Source organism: Ottowia sp., assembly GCF_035325765.1.
Classification (GTDB): domain Bacteria; phylum Pseudomonadota; class Gammaproteobacteria; order Burkholderiales; family Burkholderiaceae_C; genus Ottowia.
Genome location: NZ_DAOKZG010000043.1, coordinates 18,280 through 28,680, shown reverse-complemented (window position 1 = coordinate 28,680; position 10,401 = coordinate 18,280). Strand labels below are relative to the sequence as shown.

Sequence of the window (10,401 nt, the reverse complement as noted above, 5' to 3'; positions counted from 1 at the left end):
CTCTCACGTGAAGTTCATCGCATAATGCCTTGACTTATAACACAGTAAGACTAGTCCGCTGAAACATTGAAATGGGCGGTGAGGGGCGTCCGAGACGGGAGGCGATGCAAGGCACAAAGCGCAGCAACAGCCGTTGCTGTTGCGAGCATTTGCAACGCCGCAGCGTGCCCGTATCGGGTGCACAGCACCGATCCGGTTTCAGTGTTTCAGTGGACTAGCGGCGGGAGGTGCTGCGGCGCCTGCCGACCCGCGTCATTCCGTCCTGCCCGGCGTGCGCCGGCCTCATTTCGTCATCCGGCGACCCGGTTGGGGTGACCGAGCGCCGCGTCAGGGCCTGAGGTGACGCGCCAGGGCGCCGGCTGTCAGTGCGGCCGTGGTGGGCCAGTGGTCGGCCACGGCACCGTGCTGGTAGACGGCTGCGCTGGCGGCCTCGAAGGCCGGCAGGCCGCTGGCCAGCGCGGAACCCACCAGGCCCGCCAGCACATCGCCGGTTCCGGCCGTGGCGAGCCGCCCGTTGCCGGTGGGGTTCACGTACGGCGCCTGTCCGGGCGCGGCGATGACCGTGCCCGAGCCCTTCAGGACCACCGTGGCCTGGAAGCGCGTTGCCAGCGCGCGCGCCGCGTCCAGGCGGTCCGCCTGCACGGCCTGCGTGCTGGTGCCCAGCAGGCGTGCCGCCTCGAGCGGGTGCGGGGTCAGGATGGTGGGTTGCCAGGCGCCGGTGCGGTCGCGCAGCAACGCCTGCCAGTCCGGCATGCCGGCAATCGCGTTCAGCGCGTCCGCGTCCAGCACCAGGCGCGCCGCGCGGCGCAGGATGCGCGGCAGCACGGCAAACACCGCCTCGCCGCCGCCACAGCCGCAGACCACGGTGAGCCGATCCAGGCTGGGCGCGAGTGCCGGCCAGCGACGGAACATCAGTTCCGGCTGGCTGCTGTCGAGCCCCACCGTCTCGGGGTCGAGCGGACACACCAGCACCCGGCCGGCGCCGCCGTGCAGGGCGGCGCTGGCGGCCAGCAGCACGGCGCCGCCCATCGCCATGCCGCGCGCGGCCAGTCCTTCGCCACCGACGATGGCGACGTCGCCGAAGCGCCCCTTGTGGCTGGTGTGCGGCCGCGCGCGCGCCGGGGGTTCCGGGCTCAGCCAGGCCACCGGCACGCCATGCCCGGACGCCACGCCCAGGTCGTGAAACCAGATGCGGCCGCAGGCGTCGCGCCCCTGCGCCGTGAACAGGCCGGGCTTGAGCGTCAGCAGGCTCAGCGTGTGGCGCGGGCCCGCGGGCTCGGGCGCGCCGGCAGTCGCCAGCGCGGCCGCACCGTGGTCAACGCCGGTATCGGCATCGAGGCCGGTTGGCAGGTCGACGCACAGCATTGGCGCCGGGCTGCGGCGCAGGCATGCCAGCCATTCGGCCAGGCGGCCGGCTGGCGCGCGCGCGGCACCGATGCCGAGCAGGGCGTCGATGCACAGATCAGTCGGCGCCAGCCCCTGCGGGGGCTCGTCGGCGAATCGCACGCCCGCTGCGCGCGCGCGTTGCCAGGACGCCTCGGCGTCGGCGGGCAGGCGCCCGGGCTCACCCAGCCAGGTGACGATCGGGGCCAGGCCCCAGTGCTGCAGGTGCACGGCCGCTTCCAGGCCGTCACCCCCATTGTTGCCGGGGCCACAGGCGATCCACACGCGGCGTGCATGCGGCGCCAGCGCCAGCGCCAGCCGTGCCGTCGCCAGCCCGGCACGTTGCATCAGCGTGTGCGGCGCGAGTGTTGCAGCCGCCGTTTGCTCGAGCGCACGCGTGCCCTGCACGTCGTGCAGCGGCAGGCGGAGACCGGGTTCGATCGGATGCGGCATCGGGCGATTATCGGATTGCCCGTGCAAGAAGGGGTCCTGCGTTCGGTGCGCGCGTGCGGCGTGGTTCACGGGCAACGCACCCTCCGGCCAGCGCCTTCAAGTCGAATCCGGCCGTTGGGCGCGCCCGCCGGCGCTGCCCTCGCCGTGCCATGCGGGGCTGGCGGGTACGGGGCGCGCCCAACCGACAGGCGAGCGCGATCGAACTGGCGAACGCCCGTGTGCACGCTGGGTTCCAGGCGCCTGCAAGTCCCGGCGGCCGGATTCCGGTGCCACGCGCCGCGCTCAACCGTTGCGGCCCCAGGCCCCCGATGTCGACTGACGCCAGCCGCGCGGCCCGCCGGCAACTGCCGCGACAGCAGGGCCGTCACGGCCGGCGACCGCCGGACCGCTATAATCCCAAGGTTTTGTCGCACGGCCGCCGGATCTGAGAGGCTCGGGGCCTGCGGCAAGGCAAATCGCGAACCAGCTCTGACGAGGTGTCGCCTGCGAGAGACCGTGCGAAGCGGCGATCGGGGCGATGAACGAGCTGGATTCCAGACCCAACCTTGCAAAGGCAGACCATGTCCATCACCATGCGTGAAATGCTGGAAGCCGGTGTCCATTTCGGCCACCAGACGCGCTTCTGGAACCCCAAGATGGCCCCGTATATCTTCGGCCATCGCAACAAGATCCACATCATCAACCTGGAGAAGTCGCTGCCGATGCTCCAGGAGGCGCAGAAGTTCGCGCGCCAGCTCGCGGCCAACCGCGGCACCATCCTGTTCGTCGGCACCAAGCGCCAGGCGCGCGAGATCGTGGCCGAGGAGGCACAGCGCTGCGGCATGCCCTTCGTCGACCAGCGCTGGCTGGGCGGCATGCTGACCAACTTCAAGACCGTCAAGACCTCGATCAAGCGTCTGAAGGACATGAAGGCGCAGCAGGAGGCCGGCCTGGACGCCATGAGCAAGAAGGAGCAGCTCATGTTCACGCGCGAGATCGCCAAGCTCGAGCGCGATATCGGCGGCATCCAGGACATGACGGCGCTGCCCGATGCGATCTTCGTGATCGACGTCGGCTTCCACAAGATCGCGGTGTCGGAGGCCCAGAAGCTGGGCATCCCGCTGATCGGCGTGGTCGATTCCAACCACAACCCCGACGGCATCGACCACGTGATCCCGGGCAACGATGACTCCGCGCGCGCGGTGACGCTGTACGCGCGCGCGCTGGCGGACGCGGTGCTCGAGGGCAAGGCCAATGCCGTGCACGAGGTGGTGCAGACGGTGGCGGCCGAAGGCGACGACGTGTTCGTCGAGGTCGAGGACGAGAACGCCGCCTGAGCGCCAAGCGCGAGGCGTGACCGGCGGCTCCGCTGCCGGCCACGCATGCCGGGGGCGGTGACGCCCCCTTTTCAATTCATTGCGGCGCACGCCGGCACGTGCCGGGCGCGGGCCGCCTTTCAACGGAGCAAGTACCGATGGCAACAATCACCGCAAGCATGGTCGCCGAACTGCGCGCCAAGACCGACGCCCCCATGATGGAGTGCAAGAAGGCCCTGACGGAAGCCGGGGGCGACATGGCCAAGGCCGAGGAAATCCTGCGCGTCAAGCTGGGCTCCAAGGCCGGCAAGGCGGCCAGCCGCGTCACCGCCGAGGGCGCCGTGGCCGCCCACATCGCGGACAGCACGGGTGCCATGGTCGAGATCAACTGCGAGACCGATTTCGTCACCAAGAACGAGATGTTCCTGGCCATGACGCAGGCCGCCGCGCGCCTGGTGGCCGAGCACGATCCGGCCGACCTGGCGGGGCTTGGCCAGTTGGCCTACGAGCAGGACGGCTACGGGCCGACGCTGGAGGACGTGCGCAAGGGCCTGATCGGCAAGATCGGCGAGAACATGAGCTTTCGCCGCTTCGTGCGCAAGGCCGGTGGCGCCAGCCTGACGCACTACCTGCACGGCACGCGCATCGGCGTGCTGGTGGAGTACGAGGGCGACGAAGTGGCGGCGCGCGACGTCGCGATGCACGTGGCAGCGATGAAGCCGGTGGCCCTGGCCGCCGCCGACGTGCCGGCCGAGCTGATCGAGCGCGAGCGCAGCGTCGCCAGCGCCAAGGCGGCCGAGTCGGGCAAGCCGGCCGACATCGCGACGAAGATGATCGAGGGTTCGGTGCAGAAGTACCTCAAGGAGGTTTCGCTGCTGAACCAGCCGTTCGTCAAGAACGACAAGCAGACCGTCGAGCAGATGCTCAAGGAGAAGAACACCCGCGTGCTGGGCTTCACCCTGTACGTGGTGGGCGAGGGCATCGAGAAGCGGGCGGATGACTTCGCCTCCGAGGTGGCGGCGCAGATGGCGGCGGCGCAAGGCAAGGCCTGAAGCACAGGACGGCCCCACGCCCTGCGCGATGTTGCGCCCTCCGCCTCAGGGGGCGCGGCCTGTGGCCGGGGAGACCCCGGCCACGGCTGTCATGGCCTGCTCCGCGGCCATCGGAGCACGGTTGTCGCGGGTGGCGCGTGGCGCCATGGAAACCTGGCACGGGCTTGCGCTCGAACGACAAGGGACGGATGACTGCGTTGCGCTTCGACTTCGATGACCCAGCCGGCATTCGTCACGCCGGCGCCAGCCGACTTCCCTGGTCGTTTTCCTGAGCCGGTGCGCGCATGAATTTCCCGTGGGCCGGGGGTGCGTCGCCTGCGGCACGCCCTTCTTGCGCCCATCGCGCGCCAAGCCGCTAAACTCGATCCGTTTGCCCAGTTGCCGCCTCCCATGAACCAAGCCACACCCGCCCACAAGCGCATCCTGCTCAAGCTCTCCGGCGAGGCCCTGATGGGCGACGATGCCTTCGGCATCAATCGCGCGACGATCGAGCGCATCGTCGGCGAGATCGCCGAGATCACGCACCTGGGGGTCGAGGTCGCGGTGGTGATCGGCGGCGGCAACATCTTTCGCGGCGTGGCCGGCGGCGCCGAGGGCATGGATCGCGCGACCGCCGACTACATGGGCATGCTGGCCACCGTGATGAACGCGCTGGCGCTGGCCGACGCGATGAACCACCAGGGCCTGACCGCGCGCGTGATGTCGGCCATCGGCATCGAGCAGGTGGTCGAGTCCTACGTGCGGCCGAAGGCGCTGCATTACCTGGAGGAGGGCAAGGTGGTGGTGTTTGCCGCCGGCACCGGCAACCCCTTCTTCACCACCGACACCGCCGCCGCGCTGCGCGGCGCCGAGATCGGCGCCGAGATGGTGCTCAAGGCGACCAAGGTGGACGGGGTCTACACTGCCGACCCCAAGAAGGATCCGACGGCGACGCGCTACGCGCGGCTGAGCTTCGACGAGGCGATGAACCGCAACCTGGGCATCATGGACGCCACGGCCTTCGCGTTGTGCCGCGACCAGAAGCTGCCGATCACGGTGTTTTCCATCTTCAAGCCGGGCGCCCTGAAGAACGTGGTGCTGGGCGCCGACGAAGGCACGCTGGTGCACGCCTGAGCGTGCGTCCGGGCAGACCGAACGTGTGGAGCATTGAGACATGACGATTTCCGACATCCGGAAGCAGGCCGAGGGCAAGATGAACCAGTCCATCGCCGCCTTCCAGAACAGCCTGACCCGCATCCGCACCGGCCGCGCGAATCCGGCGCTGCTGGACACCATCCACGTGGAATACTATGGCAGCCACGTGCCGCTGTCGCAGGTGGCCAACGTGTCCCTGATCGATGCGCGCACCATCAGCGTCCAGCCCTGGGAGAAGGGCATGGGAGCCAAGATCGAGAAGGCCATTCGCGAGAGCGACCTGGGCCTGAACCCCGCCAGCATGGGCGACCTGATCCGCGTGCCGATGCCGCCGATGAGCGAGGAGCGGCGCCGCGAGATGACCAAGGTCGTGCGCCATGAAGGCGAGCAGGCCAAGATCGCGGTGCGCAACCTGCGCCGTGACGCCAACGAGGCGATCAAGAAGCTGGTCAAGGACAAGGAGGCGACCGAGGACGAGCAGAAGCGCGCCGAGGCTGAAATCCAGAAGGTGACCGACCGGCACGTGGGCGAGATCGACACCCTGGTGGCGGCCAAGGAAAAGGAGATCATGGAAGTCTGACGGTCTCGTCCGGCATCGCTGCGTGTCCTTCCCCTGAGGTGAAACATTCCCGTGGCTCCAATCGCCGCGCGCTGTTGCGCCCTCCGCCTGCAGCGGGCACAGCCTGTGGCCAGGGGGACTCCGGCCCCGGCTGCCGCTGGCCCGGCCTGCTCCGCGGCCTCCTGAGCGGCCTTGTCGCACAGCCTTCTGAACTGGTGGTCCCGCGCACATGGCCAACATGTCTCCTTCCCACGGCATTCCGCGTCACATCGCCATCGTGATGGACGGCAACGGCCGCTGGGCGCGCCGGCGCCTGCTGCCGCGCATTGCCGGCCATCGCCAGGGCGTGGAAGCGCTGCGCCGCTGCATCCGCGCCTGCGCCGAGCGCGGGGTGCAGGTGCTGACGGTGTTCGCTTTCTCCTCCGAGAACTGGAGCCGTCCCGACGACGAGGTGCGCGGCCTGATGGACCTGATGGCCAAGGCGCTGGTGCGCGAGGTGCCGCAATTGCGCGATGGCGGCATCCGGCTGCGCTTCGTGGGCGAGCGCGCCGGCCTGTCGGCGCGCCTGCAGCAGGGACTGGCGCAGGCCGAGGCGGCGACGGCGGCGGCCCCGCGCATGTTGCTCAACGTCTGCTTCAACTACGGTGGTCGCTGGGACATCGCCCAGGCCGCGGCCGGTCTGGCCGCGCGTGGCGAACCAATCACCGAGGCCAGCCTGGACCGTGCCATGGCGCTGGCCCACGTGCCCGATCCGGACCTGCTGATCCGCACCGGAGGCGAGCAGCGCCTGAGCAATTTCCTGCTCTGGCAGAGTGCCTACAGCGAGCTGTATTTCAGCGACCGGCTGTGGCCCGACTTCGACGAAGCTGCCCTGGACGAAGCACTGGCGGCCTATGCCGCGCGCGAGCGGCGCTTCGGCCAGACGTCCGAGCAGGTCACGGGCGCGCTCGCCACGGGTTGACGGCGGTTTCGGCAATGCTGCTGCAACGGGTGGTCACCGCGCTGGTGCTGCTGGCGCTCCTGCTGCCCGCGCTGCTGGCGCCGAGCGCCACCCCGTTCATCGGACTGGGCCTGCTGTTCATCGCGGCGGGTGCTTGGGAGTGGGCGCGCCTGAACGGGGTCACGGGTGCTGGTGCCGTCGCCACCGGCCTGCTGTGCGCGCTCCTGTGCCTGGGCCTGTGGTGGGGCGGGGTGGTCGAGCAGGCGCTGCCAGGGCTGTGGCTGGGCGCCGCCCTGGCCTGGGTGGTGGGCGGGGCCTGGCTGCTGGCGCGCGGCGTCGCCGGCTGGCCACGATTGCCGCGCGTGCTGCGCTGGGCGATCGGCGTGGGCGGGCTCACGCTGGCCTGGCTGGCGCTGGCACAGGCGCGCGCCGTCGGGGTCAATTTCCTGCTGTCGGTGCTGGTGCTGGTGTGGACGGCCGACATCTTTGCCTATTTCAGCGGCCGCGCCCTGGGGGGGCGCCTGACCGGCGGGCGCAAGCTGGCGCCGGCCATCAGCCCGGGCAAGAGCTGGGAAGGCGTGTGGGGTGGCATGCTCGGCGTGCTGGTGGTGGCGGCCGCCTGGGCCGCCTGGGAGCGCGGCCAGGCCGTGGGCGCGGCCAGCCTGTACCTCCGCCTGCAGCAAGGCGGGGCGGCATGGTTCGTGCTGGGACTGCTGTTCCTGTGCGCCATGAGCGTGGTGGGCGACCTGATGGAATCGCTGGTCAAGCGCAGCGCCGGCGTGAAGGATTCCAGTCGCCTGCTGCCCGGTCATGGCGGCGTGCTGGACCGCGTCGATGCCCTGCTGCCGACGCTGCCGCTGGCGTTGCTGCTGGCGGGCCTGGTGTCGGGGAGCGGGACATGAACACGGGCCGGTCGTCCCCGGCTCGCCGCGCGGTGGCGCGCCAGCGGCTGGCGGTGCTGGGCTCCACGGGCTCGATCGGCACCAGCACGCTCGACGTGGCGGCGCGCCATCCGGACCGCTTCGAGGTGGTGGCACTGGCCGCCGCGACCCAGGTCGATCGCATGCTGGCGCAGTGCGAACGCTTCCGGCCACGCCTGGCCGTGCTGGCCAGCGCGGCGCATGCGGCCGAACTCGAGGGGAAGATCCGGGCGCGCGGGCTGCCGACGCGGGTCGAGCATGGGCCGGCGGCACTCGAGCAGCTGGCGTCCTGGGACGAGGTCGACAGCGTGATGGCGGCAATCGTGGGCGCGGCCGGCCTCGCTCCGTGTCTGGCCGCGGCGCGCGCCGGCAAGCGCCTGCTGCTGGCCAACAAGGAGGCCCTCGTGGTGGGCGGGGAGGTGTTCCTGCGCGCCGTGCAAGCGGGCGGTGCCACCCTGCTGCCGATCGACAGCGAGCACTCGGCGATCTTCCAGTCGCTGCCCGAAGACGCTTCGACATGGGCGGCGCGCATCGACAAGATCATCCTCACCGCCTCGGGCGGGCCGTTTCGCACGCGCGCGCCGGCCACGCTCGCGGCGGTGACGCCCGAGCAGGCCTGCGCCCACCCGAACTGGGTGATGGGTCGCAAGATCTCGGTCGACTCGGCCACCATGATGAACAAGGCGCTGGAGGTGATCGAGGCGCGCTACCTGTTCGGCGTCGCGCCCGAGCAGCTCGAGGTCGTGATCCACCCGCAAAGCGTGATTCATTCCATGGTGCAGTACCGCGACGCCTCGGTGGTGGCGCAACTGGGCACGCCCGACATGCGGGTGCCGATCGCCTACGGCCTGGCCTGGCCCGAGCGCATCGCCTCGGGCGCGCCGGCGCTCGATTTCCGCGCGCTGCAGGACCTGAGCTTCGAGTCCATCGACGATGGCGAGCACCGCCTGCGCTTCCCGGGACTGGCGCTGGCCTGGCAGGCGCTGCGCGCGGCGCCGGGAAGTTGCGCCGTGCTCAACGCCGCCAACGAGGTGGCGGTGGCGGCGTTCCTGCAGCGACGCCTGCGCTTCGACCAGATCCACCAGGTGAATTGCACCACGCTCGAGCGCGTGCTGCCGCAGCACCCGGACAGCCTGGAAGCGTTGCTCGAGCTGGACGCCCAGGCGCGCGCCGAGGCGGCCCGCGTCGTTCGATCCTGCGCCGGCTGACGGGGCCCGGCGCGTGCGCGGCGCGCCCCAAGCAGCGACAATTGCGGCCATGCTGACCACCCTGATCGCCTTCATCGCCGCGCTGGCGATCCTGATCGCCGTCCACGAGTGGGGCCACTACCGCGTCGCTGTCGCCTGCGGGGTGAAGGTGCTGCGCTTTTCCATCGGCTTCGGGCCGGCGCTGGCGCGCTGGCGGCCGCGGCGCCAGCATCCGGGGCAGGATACCGAATTCGTGATCGGCGCGATCCCGCTGGGGGGCTACGTGAAGATGCTCGACGAGCGCGAGGCGCCGGTGGCAGCGGCCGAGCGCGACCGCGCCTTCAATACCCAGCCGCTGCACGCGCGCGCGCTCGTGGTCGCGGCCGGGCCGGTGGCGAACCTGGTGCTGGCCGTGCTGCTGTACGCCGCGGTGGGCTGGATCGGGGTCCAGGAGCCGCGCGCCGTGCTGGCCACGCCGGTGGCCGGCTCGCTGGCTGCGCAGGCCGGCTTGCAGGGTGGCGAGCTGGTGCGCCGCGGCGCGCTGGCGGGGGACGAACTCCAGCCGCTCGCCTCGTTCGAAAGCCTGCGCTGGTTGCTGACCCGGGGCGCACTGGATGCCCAGGACGTGGTGCTGGAGGTCAGCGCCTCGGCTGCGGGCGGACGCACGCATGAGCTGGTGCTGCCGCTGGCGACGCTGCGCGGACGCGACCCCAACCCCCAGCTGTTCCGCGACATCGGCATCGTCGCGCCGCTGTCGCGTCCGCTGATCGGCGAGGTGCTGCCCGGCGGCGCCGCCGAGCGCGCCGGCCTGCGCCAGGGGGACCTGGTGCTGCGCATCGACGGCCAGGCGATCGCCGACGGCCAGCAACTGCGCGACCGCATCCGCGCGGCCGCACGGGACGGCGCGTCACCCGTGCAGTCCTGGGAGGTGGAGCGCGCCGGCCGGCGCTTCACGCTCGAACTGCAGCCCGAGGCGCAGCAGGAACAGGGCCGCACCATCGGCCGCATCGGCGCCATGGTCGGCAGCGCGCCCGAGTTCGTGCTGGTGCGCAGCGGCCCGCTGGATGGCCTGTGGTCCGGCGTGGTGCGCACGTGGGAGGTCTCGGCGCTGTCGCTGCGCCTGCTCGGCCGCATGGCGATGGGCGAGGTCTCGCTGCGCAACCTCAGCGGACCGATCGCGATCGCCGACTACGCCGGCAAGTCGGCCAGCCTCGGCCTGACCTATTACCTCGCCTTCCTGGCCTTCATCAGCGTCAGCCTGGGCGTGCTCAACCTGCTGCCGCTGCCCGTCCTCGATGGGGGGCACCTGATGTATTATCTTTGGGAAGCCGTCACAGGAAGGCCGGTTGCCGGTGCCTGGCTGGAGCGGCTGCAATATGTCGGCGTGGCGCTGCTCGTGGCCATGATGACGATTGCGATGTACAACGACGTCGTCAACCGACTGGGCTGATCACCTCCGCGCTTCCTCGGCGGCCCTC

The 10,401-nt window shown here is 70.8% G+C and carries 9 protein-coding genes; 8 read left to right on the top strand and 1 reads right to left on the bottom strand.

Features of this window, described 5'->3' with window-relative positions:
• Positions 1–327 precede the first annotated feature (327 nt).
• Positions 328–1,836 carry an NAD(P)H-hydrate dehydratase gene (locus PKA16_RS12615; RefSeq protein ID WP_324403592.1) on the bottom strand — a complete coding sequence of 503 codons (1,509 nt, stop codon included), beginning with the start codon at positions 1,834–1,836 and terminating at the stop codon, positions 328–330.
• Between the two features lie 560 nt (positions 1,837–2,396).
• Between PKA16_RS12615 and rpsB the strand changes: the two genes are divergently transcribed.
• From rpsB to rseP, 8 genes are all read left to right on the top strand, one after another.
• The gene (gene rpsB / locus PKA16_RS12610; protein WP_324403590.1) at positions 2,397–3,152 is read left to right on the top strand and encodes a 30S ribosomal protein S2; all 756 of its coding nucleotides are present in this window, start codon (positions 2,397–2,399) and stop codon (positions 3,150–3,152) included.
• Between the two features lie 137 nt (positions 3,153–3,289).
• Positions 3,290–4,183 carry a translation elongation factor Ts gene (tsf, locus tag PKA16_RS12605; protein ID WP_324403588.1) on the top strand — a complete coding sequence of 298 codons (894 nt, stop codon included), beginning with the start codon at positions 3,290–3,292 and terminating at the stop codon, positions 4,181–4,183.
• Between the two features lie 390 nt (positions 4,184–4,573).
• A complete protein-coding gene (gene pyrH / locus PKA16_RS12600; RefSeq protein ID WP_324403586.1) occupies positions 4,574–5,296 on the top strand; it encodes a UMP kinase in 723 nt (240 codons plus the stop codon).
• A 40-nt stretch (positions 5,297–5,336) separates the two neighbouring features.
• Entirely contained in the window at positions 5,337–5,897 is a 561-nt protein-coding gene (frr, locus tag PKA16_RS12595; protein ID WP_324403584.1) for a ribosome recycling factor, read from the top strand.
• Positions 5,898–6,114: 217 nt separating this feature from the next.
• Positions 6,115–6,837, top strand: a complete 723-nt coding sequence (uppS, locus tag PKA16_RS12590; protein ID WP_324403582.1) for a polyprenyl diphosphate synthase — start codon at positions 6,115–6,117, stop codon at positions 6,835–6,837.
• Between the two features lie 14 nt (positions 6,838–6,851).
• Positions 6,852–7,718, top strand: a complete 867-nt coding sequence (locus tag PKA16_RS12585; protein WP_324403580.1) for a phosphatidate cytidylyltransferase — start codon at positions 6,852–6,854, stop codon at positions 7,716–7,718.
• Entirely contained in the window at positions 7,715–8,944 is a 1,230-nt protein-coding gene (ispC, locus tag PKA16_RS12580; protein ID WP_324403578.1) for a 1-deoxy-D-xylulose-5-phosphate reductoisomerase, read from the top strand. Before PKA16_RS12585 ends, ispC begins: the two co-directional genes overlap by 4 nt.
• 49 nt (positions 8,945–8,993) lie before the next feature.
• Positions 8,994–10,373 carry an RIP metalloprotease RseP gene (gene rseP / locus PKA16_RS12575; protein ID WP_324403577.1) on the top strand — a complete coding sequence of 460 codons (1,380 nt, stop codon included), beginning with the start codon at positions 8,994–8,996 and terminating at the stop codon, positions 10,371–10,373.
• Positions 10,374–10,401 lie beyond the last annotated feature (28 nt).

Coding starts and splice junctions, on each gene's coding strand:
- pyrH (WP_324403586.1), top strand. CDS start 4,574: ATGAACCAAGCCACACCCGCCCACAAGCGCATCCTGCTCAAGCTCTCC.
- PKA16_RS12615 (WP_324403592.1), bottom strand. CDS start 1,836: ATGCCGCATCCGATCGAACCCGGTCTCCGCCTGCCGCTGCACGACGTG.
- rpsB (WP_324403590.1), top strand. CDS start 2,397: ATGTCCATCACCATGCGTGAAATGCTGGAAGCCGGTGTCCATTTCGGC.
- uppS (WP_324403582.1), top strand. CDS start 6,115: ATGTCTCCTTCCCACGGCATTCCGCGTCACATCGCCATCGTGATGGAC.
- rseP (WP_324403577.1), top strand. CDS start 8,994: ATGCTGACCACCCTGATCGCCTTCATCGCCGCGCTGGCGATCCTGATC.
- frr (WP_324403584.1), top strand. CDS start 5,337: ATGACGATTTCCGACATCCGGAAGCAGGCCGAGGGCAAGATGAACCAG.
- tsf (WP_324403588.1), top strand. CDS start 3,290: ATGGCAACAATCACCGCAAGCATGGTCGCCGAACTGCGCGCCAAGACC.
- ispC (WP_324403578.1), top strand. CDS start 7,715: ATGAACACGGGCCGGTCGTCCCCGGCTCGCCGCGCGGTGGCGCGCCAG.
- PKA16_RS12585 (WP_324403580.1), top strand. CDS start 6,852: ATGCTGCTGCAACGGGTGGTCACCGCGCTGGTGCTGCTGGCGCTCCTG.